The 15,575-nt window shown below is 40.3% G+C and carries 15 protein-coding genes; 8 read left to right on the top strand and 7 right to left on the bottom strand.

All coding sequences use genetic code 11. The features are described from left to right. Window positions 1-113: 113 nt before the first annotated feature. Together JWR87_RS11995 and JWR87_RS11990 are read right to left on the bottom strand one after the other, a co-directional pair. Window positions 114-911, bottom strand: a complete 798-nt coding sequence (locus tag JWR87_RS11995; protein WP_297820251.1) for a DsbA family protein — start codon at window positions 909-911, stop codon at window positions 114-116. After that, complete coding sequence (locus JWR87_RS11990; protein ID WP_297820248.1) at window positions 911-1,897, bottom strand: manganese catalase family protein; 987 nt, start codon at window positions 1,895-1,897, stop codon at window positions 911-913. The genes JWR87_RS11995 and JWR87_RS11990 overlap by 1 nt, the downstream gene beginning before the upstream one ends. Before the next feature lie 214 nt (window positions 1,898-2,111). On the opposite strand from JWR87_RS11990, the gene JWR87_RS11985 reads away from it, so the two are divergent. The 3 genes from JWR87_RS11985 to JWR87_RS11975 all read left to right on the top strand — a co-directional run bounded on the left by JWR87_RS11985 (window position 2,112) and on the right by JWR87_RS11975 (window position 5,176). Continuing rightward, complete coding sequence (locus tag JWR87_RS11985) at window positions 2,112-3,314, top strand: MFS transporter (protein WP_297820245.1); 1,203 nt, start codon at window positions 2,112-2,114, stop codon at window positions 3,312-3,314. Window positions 3,315-3,719: 405 nt separating this feature from the next. Next, window positions 3,720-3,965, top strand: coding sequence for a hypothetical protein (locus JWR87_RS11980; protein WP_297820241.1), 246 nt, complete (start codon window positions 3,720-3,722; stop codon window positions 3,963-3,965). Window positions 3,966-4,099: 134 nt separating this feature from the next. After that, entirely contained in the window at window positions 4,100-5,176 is a 1,077-nt protein-coding gene (locus JWR87_RS11975; protein ID WP_297820239.1) for a hypothetical protein, read from the top strand. Window positions 5,177-5,178: 2 nt separating this feature from the next. Here the strand turns inward: JWR87_RS11975 and selD are convergent, their stop codons facing one another. The 3 genes from selD to JWR87_RS11960 all read right to left on the bottom strand — a co-directional run bounded on the left by selD (window position 5,179) and on the right by JWR87_RS11960 (window position 9,346). Next, complete coding sequence (selD, locus tag JWR87_RS11970; RefSeq protein WP_297820236.1) at window positions 5,179-6,231, bottom strand: selenide, water dikinase SelD; 1,053 nt, start codon at window positions 6,229-6,231, stop codon at window positions 5,179-5,181. After that, window positions 6,224-7,345 (bottom strand): tRNA 2-selenouridine(34) synthase MnmH, encoded by a 1,122-nt coding sequence (gene mnmH, locus JWR87_RS11965; protein WP_297820233.1) that lies wholly within the window; start codon window positions 7,343-7,345, stop codon window positions 6,224-6,226. Before mnmH ends, selD begins: the two co-directional genes overlap by 8 nt. 837 nt (window positions 7,346-8,182) lie before the next feature. Then, on the bottom strand, window positions 8,183-9,346 hold the full coding sequence (locus tag JWR87_RS11960; protein WP_297820230.1) for a hypothetical protein: 1,164 nt from the start codon (window positions 9,344-9,346) through the stop codon (window positions 8,183-8,185). Between the two features lie 35 nt (window positions 9,347-9,381). Here JWR87_RS11960 and JWR87_RS11955 point away from each other — a divergent pair, with 35 nt between their 5' ends. Continuing rightward, complete coding sequence (locus JWR87_RS11955; protein WP_297820467.1) at window positions 9,382-9,585, top strand: hypothetical protein; 204 nt, start codon at window positions 9,382-9,384, stop codon at window positions 9,583-9,585. A gap of 301 nt (window positions 9,586-9,886) precedes the next feature. Here JWR87_RS11955 and JWR87_RS11950 read toward each other — a convergent pair whose 3' ends face one another. Further along, window positions 9,887-10,096 carry a hypothetical protein gene (locus tag JWR87_RS11950; RefSeq protein ID WP_297820227.1) on the bottom strand — a complete coding sequence of 70 codons (210 nt, stop codon included), beginning with the start codon at window positions 10,094-10,096 and terminating at the stop codon, window positions 9,887-9,889. Between the two features lie 113 nt (window positions 10,097-10,209). On the opposite strand from JWR87_RS11950, the gene corA reads away from it, so the two are divergent. Next, the gene (gene corA, locus JWR87_RS11945) at window positions 10,210-11,166 is read left to right on the top strand and encodes a magnesium/cobalt transporter CorA (protein ID WP_297820224.1); all 957 of its coding nucleotides are present in this window, start codon (window positions 10,210-10,212) and stop codon (window positions 11,164-11,166) included. A 368-nt stretch (window positions 11,167-11,534) separates the two neighbouring features. Here the strand turns inward: corA and JWR87_RS11940 are convergent, their stop codons facing one another. Next, a complete protein-coding gene (locus JWR87_RS11940; RefSeq protein ID WP_297820221.1) occupies window positions 11,535-12,989 on the bottom strand; it encodes a serine hydrolase domain-containing protein in 1,455 nt (484 codons plus the stop codon). 385 nt (window positions 12,990-13,374) lie between these two features. Between JWR87_RS11940 and JWR87_RS11935 the strand changes: the two genes are divergently transcribed. From JWR87_RS11935 to def, 3 genes are all read left to right on the top strand, one after another. Beyond that, entirely contained in the window at window positions 13,375-14,280 is a 906-nt protein-coding gene (locus tag JWR87_RS11935) for a UbiA-like polyprenyltransferase (protein ID WP_297820219.1), read from the top strand. A gap of 52 nt (window positions 14,281-14,332) precedes the next feature. After that, the gene (ruvX, locus tag JWR87_RS11930; protein WP_297820216.1) at window positions 14,333-14,743 is read left to right on the top strand and encodes a Holliday junction resolvase RuvX; all 411 of its coding nucleotides are present in this window, start codon (window positions 14,333-14,335) and stop codon (window positions 14,741-14,743) included. 66 nt (window positions 14,744-14,809) lie between these two features. Continuing rightward, window positions 14,810-15,388: a peptide deformylase gene (gene def / locus JWR87_RS11925; protein ID WP_297820213.1), complete on the top strand. Its 579-nt coding sequence runs from the start codon at window positions 14,810-14,812 to the stop codon at window positions 15,386-15,388. Window positions 15,389-15,575: the final 187 nt, after the last annotated feature.

Below are 15,575 nucleotides of genomic sequence, written 5' to 3'. Positions count from 1 at the left end.
AGCGGACGTTTGAAGAAACAAAATGGATCGCGACATAACCTCTATAAGCCATGTGTTTGGCCCTAAAAGGGTTGTACAAACGGTATCTCTCATATTAACAGTGATTGCTGTATTTATAATATTTCCTCTACCTCCCTTTGCTGCAAATCGCCCCAGAAACGCTTGTAGCTTTCCACTTCAAGGGGATTGAGTGTTGGCACTATGGCCGGAGATACCTGTTTAAGCGCCTCCAATAAAACCGGGTAAGGACGATAGCCGGTCAGCATTATTGCCGGTTTGCTTCGAGACCTCATAATTAATGTGGGGCTGCGGGTAATATTTCGGCTTTGCGCTTCCTGCCAATCCGGACGAAATGCCTCCACGCCGCTGTCGCTAGTCAGGTCGTTGGCAAACTGCGCCAGGTTTATTACACCCGGAAAATCAGTCGCAATCTTTTTAGCAATTTGTATAAGAACATCTTGTTTTGCTATGTTTTTACCTTGCAACATTACCGCCTCCCGAAGTAGCCTGAGGTATTTTACCGATGCATCCTGCGATTGTAGTTGTATGCATTTTACTGCAATACACGCGGGGTAAGAAGAGGCGGGAGGATCTTCAACCCAAATTTTACTATTAATCGGCATGCCCGAAGTTTCGCAAGCTTCCATCCAAACCGGTCCCATTTGTTGAGGGCGACTTACAGAATAAACAGAATCGCTATAATTTTTCCAGCTTGGTAAAAGGCCGGTCATAACATATCTCAATACCAATTTGTCCTGAAATTCATATTGAAGCTTTCGCCACTGCGGTTCAAAAGCCCAACTCCAACAACAAAGCGGATCAGTGTAAAAGGTTATTTCTACACGATCCGCTTTATTTTCTTCACCCTCCATTATATCTCTTAACCCTTGTTCTATTTGTTGCACTATCATTATCTGTCTAGGTTCGCTTTGTCCATGCTTACTCCAAGGTCATCATCACCTAAAGGTTTATTCCACTGTTGTGGGCCAATCGGTGCAGCAGCATTTACAATATCGCTACGCATTTTACCCAGGTCAATTTCAAGCTGGTTATTTACATCTTTAGTGCTGCTTGTTTCTGTCGGTGTTTGATCAAGCAAACTGTTTGTTTGTAAAACATGCTTTATGGGGTCTTCAATGTATTGCCAGGTTTCGCCTAATTGCGTACTTTCTCCCTGGTTCCATGGACCGCGAATAGCGTTACCGCTAGACATGTTGAAGTATAAATTACTATACCTGGTGTCGGCTTGCAAAACTCCCATCGGAAAGTTTGGTTTAATGGTTGCCAGGGCAGCTTCAAACATTTGGTAATGTGCCACCTCTCTTGTCATCAGAAAGCGCAAGGTCTCCTGCACATAAGGATCGTCGGTGAACTGTAAAAGATACTCGTATACCATTTTAGCGCGTGTTTCAGCGGCAATATCAGAGCGAAGGTCAGATGTAAGATCACCTTGTGCATCTCCATTAATGTATGCTGCTGTCCAGGGTACACCCTGGCTGTTTGTATATGCCGGACCTCCACCTGTTGCTACAAAAAATTGAGGAGCTACCATAGCCTGGTGAATCATATTTTCTTTAGCAGCCTTTCCATCAAGTAACTGCATAATTTCAGAAGTCTCTGCTGCTTTTTTCAAGTCTCCGTTTACACCGGTCAAAAGCATTTGGATAGTTGCACCTACTATTTCAAGATGGCTGAACTCTTCGGTGGCTATATCCATTAACAGGTCGTACTTGTCAGGATAAGGATTTTTGGCCCCGAATGCCTGCACAAAGTAACGAAGTGCGGCAGCCAGCTCGCCATTGGCTCCACCAAATTGTTCCAGTAACAATGTGGCAAATGCGGGATCAGGCTTTGATACCCTCGCATTGAATTGTAAGTCTTTTACATGGTAAAACATAAGTATAAAATTTATAGTATGAAAGTTATTGAGTTAGCAAAACCATGCCATTGCATGGTTTCTTTCATTTGGGGAATGGGGGTTACTACGATGAAAGGCGGGGCTTCAACTTATCATTCCCTTAATTTGGATTTATTCCCGTTGCGATTTTTTGCAATCAAAACTCATTGAATTAATGTTGCAGCTAATTGTCTGTAACAACCTGCCGAAGCAAATGAATCAAGAAAATAATGTAAAACAAGGTTTAACCAAATTGCATTTGTGGGTAATGACAATTGCAACGGGTTTAGTCGTAGCCAATATTTACTATAACCAACCTCTTTTAGGTGATATTTCAAAAGACTTTAATGTCACTGAAGCAGAAGGTGGAATCTTAGCTATGCTTACCCAAATAGGGTATGCTGCAGGGATGCTTTTTTGCGTACCATTAGGAGACATGCTGAAGCGAAAGCAATTAATAATGACAGTATTTGTGATTGATATTGTTGCTTTGTTGTTGGCTGCCTGGGCCCCTTCAATACATATTTTGATGTTCGCCAGTTTCCTTATTGGGGCTTTTTCTATCATTCCACAATTAATTATACCAATGGCTGCTCATCTTTCTGCCCCTGAGCAAAGAGGTAAGACGATTGGCTTTGTAATGAGTGGATTATTGATAGGTATCTTGTTGTCGCGCACAGTAAGTGGTTATGTAGGTGCACACTTTGGTTGGCGGGCAATGTTTGTGATTGCAGCGGTTTTAATGGTCATTCTGGCCATAGCGCTTTATTTTCTTTTGCCCGAAGTGTACCCTGAATACAAGGGAAACTATAGGGAACTAATGACGTCATTAATTTCCATAATTAAAGAAGAGCCAATACTAAGAGTTGCTGCTGTACGAGGCGCTTTGTGTTTCGCTGGTTTTGCCGGATTTTGGAGCACGCTGGTGTTCTTGCTTGCTCAGCCGCAATTTCGTGCCGGAAGTGAAGTGGCCGGTGCGTTTGGCTTGGTTGGCGCTTTTGGTGCTTTGGCTGCATCACAAATGGGTAGGTTAAGCGACAGGGGAAATGGCCATTGGCTTACAGCAATGAGTATCGGTATCGTAATAATTTCCTTTATAATTTTTGGATTTTCGGCCAGTAGCATGGCAGGATTGATTGTCGGTGTAATACTGATGGACATGGGAGTGCAAGCCGCTCATATTTCTAACCAGGCATCTATTTTTTCGATTAGACCCGAGGCACGAAATCGAATGAACACAGTATACATGGTTACCTATTTCATAGGAGGTTCCATCGGAACATTACTTGCAACACAGGCATGGCATATTTACAATTGGAAAGGAGTTGCTACGATGGGTTTGATACTGTCAGTTATAGCACTGTTAATACATCTGTATTTTAAACCCCGGAGTTTAAAAAAGCAAGTTCTTTTTTAAACCTTCCTGTCCACTCCTGGTCCAAGTGTTTGTAAAGCAAAGAGCTTATACTGATTTTAAAATATCCTATACTGCCCCCCAACCCAATATCTGCGAAATTTACTAATCTGCGTTCTGTTGTTACGGGCGCAGATTTTTTTTGGGCTTGTAATTGTTCATTTCCAGGTTTGATGCATGTTTGTTATCGAACCTCTATTTAAGATTTAAAGGAAGGTTTTGCTAATAACATGGTTAATTGTTATAAAAGAATAACGGCAAATAATCCGTGGCATTATTTATTTATAGGCAACAGAAAGTAGTAAGACCTAAACGAAGAAGCACCCGGGATTGTGAGTTGTTTCTTTTAAGTTTTATTAAGTTTCTTTGTGGTGGTCTTTCATTGTTAATCATAAAAATTTAACTATCATGTTTAAACCTGCTAATACAACTGGGCTTTCCGAACAAATTTATTTAGTGAAAGAGGCGATAGAGCCCGAAACAGATCCTAAACAAAAACCAGAAGTTGAACCCGAGCACTTACCAAGTGAAGATCCGGGACAGGCAGATCCTGATACTGAAGAAGATGACGATGAAGATGACGACGATCCTTTTACTGAAACAGAAATTGGTGACGATCCGGATGAGATAGAGAAAAAGACGACTATTTTTTAAATCCGAGATATTCGAATTTTTATATCTCATGCAACGTCATTAGCCAACAGTTGTTCGGTTAATGACGTTGTTTTAAATGGGTTCTTTATTTCAAAATGTCAGGGCTGTTTACCACCTGCTAAATTTAAAATCGAGTGAAGTTCTTGCATGAAAGTATAGCATCGAAATTTGTTATACATTTTACAATCGCCTTTTTTCTTGTAATAAACACCCTTTCTTCTTATTCCCAGAAAACCGGCTGTACTGATCTAAAGGCAAATAATTACAATGCTGCTGCTTCCAAAAATAACGGTACCTGTACTTATAACACCACTACATATGCTCCACCTATAAAAGTACGTAGTATAAGTAAACTATTGAACGAAAGCAGCGGGTTACAAATGGTTGGCAATTATTTGTGGAGTTGTAACGATGGGGGAGGAGCAGCGGCTATTTACAGAATTGATACTGCGACCGACGCCTTGCTTCAAACCGTAAATTTAGAAGACGCAACTAATGTAGATTGGGAAGAAATATCTTTTGATGGAACCTATTTCTATGTGGGCGATTTTGGTAACAATGTAAACGGTGCAAGAACAGATCTCAAAATCTACAAATTCGCTCTTAATGATGTAGCTGAATATGTAACCAACCCCGTTGTAACTATTCCCAAAGAAAAGATTGAAGTCATCTCTTTTCGATACTCCAATCAATTATTACCCGAAGTTTCAGCTACAAATAACACAAAATATGATTGTGAAGCAATGATTATCGATAGGGGGAAAATCCATTTATTTAGTAAAAATTGGATCAACGTAAATACAACCCATTATGTGATCAATAGTACGGCGGCCGGTTCTTACATAGCGGACTCAGTCGAAACACTTGCAACCGATTTTTTAGTAACAGGTGCCGGAAAAGCCCGTGGGCAGCAAATAATAGTTTTTATAGGATATTTTCCGAAAGCTCCGGGAAAACATTTCATGCAAATTTTAAGTGATTATAGCGGGGGTAGTTATTTTAATGGAAACAAAAGAAAGCTAAACCTGCCAGACGCGCTAAGTATGGGGCAAGCGGAAGGGATAACATTTAGAAATGGCAGTTATGGATATATTAGTAATGAAAGACTAGCAGCAGGTCCCTTTACCATCAACCAAAAACTGCGTTCTTTCGATATCCGCAATTATGTAACAATTTCTTCCAAAAGGTCCAGGACTTCCGCGTCTAAATAATCTTACATCACCATTATTACCTTTTCTGACGATTTTATCATTTTTCCTATCGGCTTACTAAATGCTGCATATCCATTTTCTGTTAGTAGCGTTTCAACCTCCTTTACTGAGTCTGCGCTTACCGATATCAATAATCCTCCGTTAGTTTGAGGATCAGCAAGTAAGTTAATGGCTTCCTGTTGATCAATCGAGCCATCAAAGATCACCCCGTCACTTATGCTGTTCCAGTTCCGGTTGGTTGCACCAGGAACCACTTTTTTAGCCAGGTAGTCTTTTGCTCCATCTATAATTGGTAGTTTGTCGTACACTATTTCTGCCGTTAGTCCACTTCCCTCTGCCATCTCAGTTAAATGTCCCAATAATCCAAAACCCGTAATATCCGTCATGGCGTTCACCCCTTTTATTTTACCAAATTTCTCGCCCAGGCTATTTAATTGTGTCAGTTGCTTTAAAAGAGATGCAAAATGTTCCTCAGTAATCAGCTCTCTTTTTTGAGCTGTTGACACAATGCCTACACCCAGTCTTTTTGTAATAAATAGCAGGTCTCCTTCTTTAGCAGTATTGTTTTGCTTCAGGTTTTCAATATTCACCATTCCTGTAACAGCTAAACCAAATATAGGTTCCGGGGCATCTATACTGTGCCCTCCTGCCAGGGGTATTCCTGCTTCAGCACAAATTGAACGACTACCTTCCAAAACCTTTTGTGCAACCGAGGCAGGTAATTTATCTATCGGCCATCCTAATATTGCAATTGCCATAATAGGTTTACCACCCATTGCATACACGTCACTAATTGCGTTAGCAGAGGCAATCCGGCCAAAGTCAAACGGATCGTTTACAATTGGCATAAAAAAGTCGGTAGTACTAATAACTGCGGTACCGTTGCCGAGATCATAAACGGCAGCATCATCTTTACTATGGTTACCAACCAACAAATTTTTGTTGTCAGGGAAAGCAAACTGACTGTTTAGTATTTCCGCTAAAACACTGGGGGCTATTTTACAACCACAACCTCCGCCGTGAGAGTATTGAGTGAGTTTTATATTTTCAGACATCTACTTTTTCTGTTTCTTGCGCAAAAATAAGCTTTGCATTTTTTACCGCGTCTACTGTTTCACATTTAACCTTACATAAGAGGTCGTTTAAATTTTCGCGGCTTTGCAATCCCTTCAGGTATTGCTTATCGTAATATTTTAAAAGAATTCTAAAACTTTCAATAAGGTTATCTTCTATTAAATAATTAATGGCCGTCTTTGTTTCAAGGCCACCCAGTCTTTTTTGAATTCTTATGATTGCACTTGCAATCTCTTGTTTATCACCTTTTCCATAACCTGTCACAATATGTTTCAATCTCTCTTCAAACGGGATATCTAAAAAATAAATGGGCTTATTTCTCATCATTTTAAAAAAAAGTGCCGGAATATTTACCAAACCAATTCTTTGACTTTCATCCTCAAGCCAGATAGAAGGCGGCAATTCTGTTGTCGATCCGCCATCCGCATTCTTTCTGTCAACTGTCATCTTACACCTGTCATCTGCCTGGTGAAGCTCGAGTGCAAACAAATTCTCAAACATTTCCTGGCTCGGTTGCTTAGGCATCCCAATACTGCCAAAAGCTGAACCTTTGTGTTTTGCAAGCTCTTCAAGGTCTATGATTATCTCGCCGTGCTTTTTTAATTCCTGCAAAGCGGGTGTCTTGCCGCTTCCCGTATAACCACCAAGAATGTTAACCCGGTAGTCTTTTCCGAGCTGTTGAAGACCCCAAAGTCTGTAAGCTTTGTAACCACCTATAATTGTATATACTTTAAAACCGTACAAATCAAGCAACCAACTAACGCCGCCGCTTCGCATACCACCCCTCCAGCAATGAACAACTACTGTTCGGGATGATGATCCCTTATTATTATCGCCAAGTAATCCTTCAACGAATTCAACCATTTCCACCATCTTTTTACCAAATAGGCCAAGGCCTATTTTAATTGCTTGTTGTTTGCTTTGTTGTTTGTAAGCTGTGCCCACAACTTTTCTTTCATCGTTATTAAACAATGGCATCGATACCGCACCTGGAATATGCGCCTGAGCAAATTCCCCCTCTGACCTTACATCAATAACAGGATGTTGAAAACCTAAAGACAAAAAAGTTTCGATATCAATTCGGGTGACGGCCATTTAAAAATTTTGAGGTGTAATATTAGTACTTCTGGTAAATTGAGCGGAAGGAATAAGGTTTTCTTTGCAAATTAAAAAAGGTTACACCAGACACCCTGTAATTATTTGATGAGTTTCTTTTGTTAGTCAGCACTATATCTATATCCATCATCGTTGCGTCGCACTCTTGTACTGTTTAGCCTTGTTTTGGCTGTTGCCGTGCAAGCGTTCCACTAAATACATATTGTTCCTCCCTTTAACCTGCTGTTATTTTGCCAGGCAAAATTTTATGCGAAGGGATGTTCAGATTCGGGATCAAATGTTCGGTATGATTAGGAACCGGCAGCAAAGTGGTCTTACTCAAAAAGCTTACTGCGGGCAACATAAATCACTTATCATGTTTTTCATTATTGGTATTTATGTTTAAGGGATTCGCAGTTGCCGGTAAAAGATGAAGGATTTATTCCACTGAAAATACAAGTTTCTACTTCTGTAAATACTTCCTGCCCTCACGTCGGGTTGCTACAGGCTAAAAGCTTACTGAAGATATCTCGTTTAAAATCACTGTTTCAGCCACTATTGTGTAAAGCCGCGGTTGTCGCGTGTATTGGTTCCAAATGAAGAACTATTCAGTTCAACCTCGTTGCTAAAAAGACTACAGGCTACAATCGGAAGGCAAATTATAAGACCGTTAAAAAAATTTTCGATGTACCATTCGTATACCTCTGTACTAGCATTATGGCCCGCGCAACAATTACGGGCCTTTGTTTGAAAGCGATACAGGGAAGGTCAATATTCTTAATAATCAAAAATGACCAAGGTGCAATAAAGAAGTTCACTCTGAAGTACCCGAATAACTTACAAGCTTAGCTTGTTCATGTGTAGCGCCGCGGCAGCGGGCGTGTAGCCCCTCACTTTAAACACCTGTCTGTTGGCAGGCAGGTAATTGGCCTCGCCACCCCGGCGGGTATATATAGCGATGGCGCCACCGCCCCCGGGAGCGCCAAAGAAAGGTGGGGGAAATGCTTTTACGATTGCGATGTCTGTCATGGGTATGTTGGCAACCTGTTGACCGGAAACCCTTACTTCATCCACGAAAAACGTCACCGGGCGGCCCCGCCACCTGGCCATGCCCCCGTTAAAGCCGCCCTGTGCTATCTGCAAACCCGCAACCCTGCCTTGCAGGTAGAAGAAAATATTAGGAGCACTAAGCGCACTGGCGTCGGTCATAATGCTAAGCAGCCGCTCGTTACCCGACCGGAACAAGCCGCTAGCATGTTCTTCGTTAAACTGCTCAGCCGGACCTTTAGCGGTAGTCCGTACCAGCACTGCCGGCAATATTGTACCCTGGTCTGCAAAAGCTGACTGCGATGTTTCAACAGGCTGGGTGAGGGTTTGCCGCACCGCTGATAGCGGGTTACCTATGTAAAATGCGCGACCCGCCACGGCTAAGGGTGCATAGCTTGAATCGAGTTGGGTACTGATGCGGATATTCAGCGGCTGGTTATTGTTTTTTGTTGCCGAAAAAGCCATCAATGCATCGTCTTCAAAAAGCCAGTTACGGATGGCAAAGGTGCCGTCCGGTGCCACCGGTACTTCCTGCTCGGCCCAGTCGCCGGCCTTGGTCAGGAGCATGGCTTGTATACTGCCAATGTTTTTAGCCTCCTGTATTTTGCCTATCACCTCAAAAAAGCGTTGCTGCAAACCTGCAAGCAACGTGTATTTGCCATGGGGCAGCGAATCGGGTAAGTATAATGCACCAGAAGCTTGTCCGTTCATCACAGGCCAGCGGAGACGGGTACGTAGCCCTTGTTCGTTTTCAACCAACAGCTCAAGCGTAGCTGCTGATTGGTTTAATATTTGGCCACCCCCATCTTTGTAATCCACCCTTATAATTAAAGAATCGCCGGGTTGTAAAATGTTTTTGTTGAGTTGTATATCCAGCTGACCTTTCGCCTGTTGTGCCTGTACGGCAACCGCCAGCAGCAAGCAGGTGAAAAGTGATAAAAGCATGTTTCTCATATAAACATCTTAATCAATATTGAAGCCAGACGCCGATGAGAAAATGGAAAAGAAAGATAAAATTGAAGGTGGTTAGCTACTTAAAAATGCGGAGCATTCACAGGGGGCAGATGGCATATTTACCGTTCAGTTTTGTAAACCTGGTTAAACAGATAGGATGGCAGGATGACCTACAACTTATCATTCAGAAAAGTGGCTTCGCTAAAAAGGGCAAAAAAAGCAAAGGTGTTGCACGGTAATACAATGGTTCTGCCGGTAAGATCGATAATTGCCAGGTAGGTGTATTTGCCGCTCTTAATGGGGTTCACTAACCAACCTTATTAATACAAAGTTATACTTCTAAAAGTAACACCTCAAAGATCGATTACGTACTTAATTAAATAACCACACCATCCACTTTTAGCTCATGCATGTTGATAACGTTTACGCCTTCGAACACGCTTTAGTGAGATGCCTTGTAATATGAGTGGCAGTTGTGGCCGATAAGCTCTTTCTGATGATCAACAACGGGTAATTCATCAGGTGTCTTTTTGAAGCCTTTTATAATACAGGCAAAACGTTGCTTTCCCACAATGACAGTTTTACCTGGTTATGCTTTTTATTGAGGAAAATAAATACTAATCCACTCAGGGCGTTGAGCGGCATGCGGGAAGTTTGCCTTTTAACAACCACTTCTACCTTTGTTATTTCAAATGAAGGTTTCTCATTAACGCTAGGCGGCATCACACCACGGTAATGACGTCTTTCCATTCCAGGTACCCTCTCCGCTGTGTTAGTTTACTCATTCTGCTAAGTATTGTTGTGTGGCCAGATAATCTATTAAATCTATTGCTATGAGGCCTTAATACTATTTCTTTACAGTTATGATTAGACTTTTTTATATGCAAAAGGAAGGTGGATTGACATGGGAGAAAAACCCTGTTTCTCTATCTCCTGTTGGTTGCGAAAAAATAGTTTGGCTCGACTTGCAATCCTCTTCCCAGGAAGAAAAAAGATTAGTAGAACGTAAATTTGAGATTGAATTATTTACACCACAGGAAGCCGCAGAAATTGAAAGCAGTTCAAGATATTTTGAAGACGAGGACAATATTGAAGCTAATAATGCTTTCATTGTTTACGAAAATAAATCTTACACAACGGACCAGGTTTCATTTATTTTAAGGAAAGGTATTTTGTTTACACTACGCGATGCAGACTTGAAATCGTTTGCATGGACAGTTAAAAAGTTAAGAGCATTTAAAGCTTCTGCTGCCGTCAGTGGTATACAGGTTCTGTTAACCATTCTCGAAAGCCAGATAGACCTTGATGCTGATTTCATTGAGTATGTCACTAAGCTGACTACCGAGATTAGCAGAGAATTAACCAAAGAAAAATCTTTAAAAGAAGATATTTTAATTCGAATTGCGAAACTGCAGGAAAACACAATTCTTGCAAGAGAAAGTATAGTTGATAAGCAGCGTTTAGTTTCGTCGCTTAACAAGAGCAAGAATATTGCTGAAGAGGAAAAAAGCAGACTAAGGATCGTAATTAAAGATATAGGTTCTATTCTTCAACATACTCAGTTCTGTTTCGAAAGACTTGAATATCTCCAGAATACATTTTTAGGATTGGTGAACATTGAACAAAATAAGGTAATCAAAATTTTTACAGTTGTTACAGTAGTCTTCATGCCTCCTACATTAATTGCAAGTATATATGGAATGAACTTCAAGTTTATGCCCGAACTTACCTGGCATCTCGGTTATCCACTTTCTATTAGCCTAATGCTGCTTTCATCACTAATATTTCTATGGTTTTTTAAAAAGAACAAATGGCTGTAAGTAGAAAAACAGTTGTGTAACTATTGCCAAATGAAATAAATTAATGATTAATGCCGAATTGCGTGGAGGTATTTCATTTGCGCAACCCTTTTTTTTACTTTTATTATTCCTGAAACAAGAGCCGCAACAACTCTTCTCCTATACCATCAATAAACCGTTCTACTTTACGACGAGTGTTACAAACGACCACATTAAAGTGTTACTTACTTGCAAACAACTCGCCTGGTACTCCGGCCTTGTTTCTTCATGAAATAATTTTGCGCATAACCCAGGATAGTTTCGTAGCAGGAACACGCCATTCGATTTTGTTTGTTGCTCATAATTAAACGGACGTATGGGAGAGTTACCTGTTGGGGTAGTCTAAGCTTTTACTTCACTGCTTTCAGTTTCTTAATTTGTTTAAAAGCATTATCATTACTCCGATCTAGCTTCAACGATTGTTCGTAGTTAACAATTGATAGTTTATTGTCTCCCAATTCTGCATAAGTTTCTGCAAGGCTATCAAACGCATTTGCGCTTGCAGGATATAAGTAAACATTTAGCTTGAAGATTTCAAGTCCATCAGTTAGCCTATTTTGACTAATCAGTCTATATCCCCAGTCATTTACTTCTTTTTCTGTTAGATTAAAGGCATTTGTTGTCTTGATACGTTTTACTTGTTCGACCACATTTTTATATCCAAATTTCTCTAACCGGCTTCTGATGAATTTAACTGATGCTGAAAGCCCAAACCCATTTGATTCTTTCATATCGGCTATATAGTATCCGGCAATTTCATCAATAAACATATCTGGTGAGCCACCGGAAAGATTGGTGAGTACAATAACGGAAAGGTTATCATCAGGATAAACAAAAACTGCAGAGCGTCCTCCACCAACAGGTGCAACCGCAGGATGTTCAGTTCTTGAAACAACAGGCCACCCGGCGGCATAGCCATTCAATACACTACTAAACCCACCTGTTTTCCCATTGCTTAATAAAGCAGGAGTCCATAGAGAACTTAAACTGGTCTTATTTAAAAACATGTTGCTTTGCAAAGCTATTATCCACGTGGCTATTTCTGTTGCTGTTGAACTCATGCCCGCCGCAGTTTGCAACGGAGGAGGAAATGAAAAGTACAAATTAGCAAGTTTTCCTTGCGAATAGCGGTAAGACCGCGCCGCCCCTGATATTACATCCTTTTCTGCACCGAAACCCGCTCGTATTGTATGGGGCATCGCAACTTTTTGCAACTGCTTTTCTATAATAAAACGGGTAAAAGGCATTTCACTCACTGTATCAATAATGCGCCCGAGTAAAAGGTAATTGGTTTGGTTATAGCTGAACTTTTCTCCAGGTTTAAAATCCATCGGTGAGGCCAACACCCTGTTCCAGGCGTCCTCTAAAGTTGCTGCTATTAGAACAGCCTCCTCTTCATCTACTATGTCGGGGATGCCCGAAGTGTGGGATAACAATTGTTGTATGGTAACCGCTTTCCATGCAGTAGGCAAGTCGCTAAGCAAGGTTGAGATGGGTGATGAAAGGTGTAGTATCCCTTGCTCCACTAATTGCATTATCGCTACACCAATAAATGCCTTGGTAATTGAATTGATTGTAAACAACGTATTATCGGTTACAGCAATCGAGTCCTGCACACTTGCCAATCCATAATGAGCGGTTTTAACAATCTTCCCTTCTTTAACTATAGCAAGTTGCAAGCCTGGTATTTTTCTTTTCTGCATTTGAGCATTTAGAAAAACATCTATACTATCCTGTGCCCAAATGGAATTGTTGATAGCAAGAATAGAAATTATAAGGAAAGTTTTGTTCAGACAGGCAGTCATAACGGTTGAGGTATTTTTAGTGCGCCGATGAATAAAGGAACATTATTTCATTAGCACCTTCTCATTTAAAATTTCTATCACAAACTTCTGAAACATTTTGCGCATGAATTTTTTCACCTTCAGTTGTTCTTTTCACTGCAACATTTTTTGGCGGTATTGCTGTTTTCTGCAGCAGGCAGTGAAACGCATACTACTACAATGATCAACGAGGCCAGCAATCTTAAATAGTTGAATGCGAATGGCAACATTTGAACTGGCGGTAGTATTCCACTAAATATGAAGGGAACCGCTCTTAGAGTTAATTTTTCCATTGGCCTTCTTCTTTGTCCCGCCAATGCTCATTCATTCAGTATTTTTGTAGAGAGAATATCTAATAATCATAAAAATGTCTGCTGTAAAAAATTACCTCTCTCTTGTAAAGTTTTCCCATACAATTTTTGCAATGCCCTTTGCAATGATCGGATTTTTTCTCGGCTGTTATTCGCCTATCGGAGGTTTAGAAGGATATAAGGAGCTAAGTTTCCTATCCTTAAATGCTGAAAGTCCATATATAAAATTTATCCTTGTTATTCTTTGCATGGTTACTGCCCGAAGTGCTGCTATGGCCTTTAACCGGTACCTGGACAAGAATTTTGATGCAAAAAACCCTCGTACAGCTATCAGAGAAATTCCTGCGGGAATTATATCTGCCAATAGTGCCTTGATTTTTGTGGTGGTTAACTGCCTCATTTTTATTGTAGCCACCTGGTTTATTAATAAAATTTGTTTTTTCCTAAGTCCTGTTGCTTTATTTGTTATCCTTTTTTATAGTTATACCAAACGGTTTACCGCGCTTTGTCATTTGGTGCTTGGTTTAGGTTTGTCACTTGCTCCCATAGGTGCTTATCTTGCCGTTACAGGAAGATTTGATGTTTTGCCGGTTCTCTTTTCATTTGCCGTACTTTTTTGGGTAAGCGGCTTCGACATCATTTACGCTCTTCAAGACGTTGACTTTGATCTTTCTCAAAATCTATATTCAATTCCTTCTGTATTAGGTAAGCAAAAAGCACTTAGGGTTTCTGAACTTTTACACGTATTAAGTGCCGGATTAGTTATTACTGCAGGATTTATAGCCGCTTTTGGTTTATTGTATTGGACGGGTGTAGCTGTATTTGCCGGAATGCTGATTTACCAGCACTCAATAGTAAAACCAGATGATTTAAGAAGAGTAAACCTAGCTTTTATGACTGCAAACGGAATAGCAAGTGTAGTATTTGCATGTTTTGTTTTAGCAGATATCTTTTTCAAATGAGGGGTTTTAAACCATCAATTCCTATTATTAAATCCTAATTCAATTTATCTTTTTGCCCAGGATACTCTCAATCGACTACGGTTCTAAAAGAACCGGAATTGCCGTTACTGACCCTTTACAAATCATTGCAAGTGGTCTTACAGGCATTCATACCAAAGACCTTGAAACCTTTTTAATTGAATACTTTAAAAAAGAGGAAGTAGAAAAGGTAATTATTGGTCATCCTACAAATTGGGACGACAGCGATACGCATGCTACTCCACTGGTACAGGCGTTTATTAATCGGTTTAAAAAGGTATTTCCGAACATGCCTATTGTAAAAGTGGACGAGCGGTTTACTTCCAAAATGGCTGTTCGAAGCATGGTGGAAAGTGGAATGAAAAAGAAAAACAGGCAGAATAAGAATCTGGTTGATGAGATAGCGGCAACAATAATGCTGCAGGAATATCTTAATAATGGATAACCTTCCTTTTGTTGTTTGCCTTGTTTAAAGGTAGTTTTGCGTTTTATAACTAATTGATATTATTTCATGATACTGCCAATAGTAGCTTACGGCGCGCCGGTTTTACGTAAAGTTTGCGCTGATATTACTCCTGATTACGATGGTTTGCCCAAACTACTTGACGATATGTGGGAAACAATGTATGCAAGCAATGGTGTGGGATTGGCTGCACCGCAGATAAATAAGGGCATCCGGTTGTTTGTAATTGACAGCAAGCAAATTTTTGAAAACCAGGACGAAGAAGATAAGGGTAAGTATCCTGACGAGCCGGGGGTAAAACGAGTTTTCATCAATGCGCATATAAAAGAGTTTGATGGCAACGATTGGAGTTATAATGAGGGTTGCCTGAGCATTCCGAAAATACGGGAAGATATTATGCGGCCTGAAGAAGTTGTTTTAGAATATGCAGATGAAAATTTTAAGCTGCACACTGAAAAATTTGTTGGAATAACGGCCCGTATTATTCAGCATGAGTATGACCATACCGAAGGAAAATTATTTATAGATTACCTTAAGCCTTTACGAAAAAAGATGTTGCAAGGCAAGTTAAATGACATAAGCAAAGGCAAATTAAAACTGGATTATAAAATGATGTATGCCAAGTGAGCAAAGTGATATCAAAAATGTGGATAGCTAGATTGAGCGATTTTGGTAATACAATTTGCTAAGGATGATGTGTGGAGGAAAAAAGCTGCACATTGGTTTGCTGATAAAAGTATTGCGACGCAACGATGAACATTTGAAAAACTTATGCTGGTACCAACAAAAATTCGACGAGTAGTTTGTTGTGATA

This window comes from Segetibacter sp., from assembly GCF_025963695.1.
Taxonomy (GTDB): domain Bacteria; phylum Bacteroidota; class Bacteroidia; order Chitinophagales; family Chitinophagaceae; genus Segetibacter.
Note: the sequence above shows the minus strand (reverse complement) of the source record. Positions and strands in the feature narration are given on the sequence as shown.

Bases quoted from the DNA above. Each gene is read 5' to 3' on its own strand.
- JWR87_RS11995 (WP_297820251.1), bottom strand. From the start codon at position 911: ATGATAGTGCAACAAATAGAACAAGGGTTAAGAGATATAATGGAGGGT.
- JWR87_RS11990 (WP_297820248.1), bottom strand. From the start codon at position 1,897: ATGTTTTACCATGTAAAAGACTTACAATTCAATGCGAGGGTATCAAAG.
- JWR87_RS11985 (WP_297820245.1), top strand. From the start codon at position 2,112: ATGAATCAAGAAAATAATGTAAAACAAGGTTTAACCAAATTGCATTTG.
- JWR87_RS11980 (WP_297820241.1), top strand. From the start codon at position 3,720: ATGTTTAAACCTGCTAATACAACTGGGCTTTCCGAACAAATTTATTTA.
- selD (WP_297820236.1), bottom strand. From the start codon at position 6,231: ATGTCTGAAAATATAAAACTCACTCAATACTCTCACGGCGGAGGTTGT.
- mnmH (WP_297820233.1), bottom strand. From the start codon at position 7,345: ATGGCCGTCACCCGAATTGATATCGAAACTTTTTTGTCTTTAGGTTTT.
- JWR87_RS11960 (WP_297820230.1), bottom strand. From the start codon at position 9,346: ATGAGAAACATGCTTTTATCACTTTTCACCTGCTTGCTGCTGGCGGTT.
- JWR87_RS11955 (WP_297820467.1), top strand. From the start codon at position 9,382: ATGAGAAAATGGAAAAGAAAGATAAAATTGAAGGTGGTTAGCTACTTA.
- JWR87_RS11950 (WP_297820227.1), bottom strand. From the start codon at position 10,096: ATGGAAAGACGTCATTACCGTGGTGTGATGCCGCCTAGCGTTAATGAG.
- corA (WP_297820224.1), top strand. From the start codon at position 10,210: ATGATTAGACTTTTTTATATGCAAAAGGAAGGTGGATTGACATGGGAG.
- JWR87_RS11940 (WP_297820221.1), bottom strand. From the start codon at position 12,989: ATGACTGCCTGTCTGAACAAAACTTTCCTTATAATTTCTATTCTTGCT.
- JWR87_RS11935 (WP_297820219.1), top strand. From the start codon at position 13,375: ATGTCTGCTGTAAAAAATTACCTCTCTCTTGTAAAGTTTTCCCATACA.
- def (WP_297820213.1), top strand. From the start codon at position 14,810: ATGATACTGCCAATAGTAGCTTACGGCGCGCCGGTTTTACGTAAAGTT.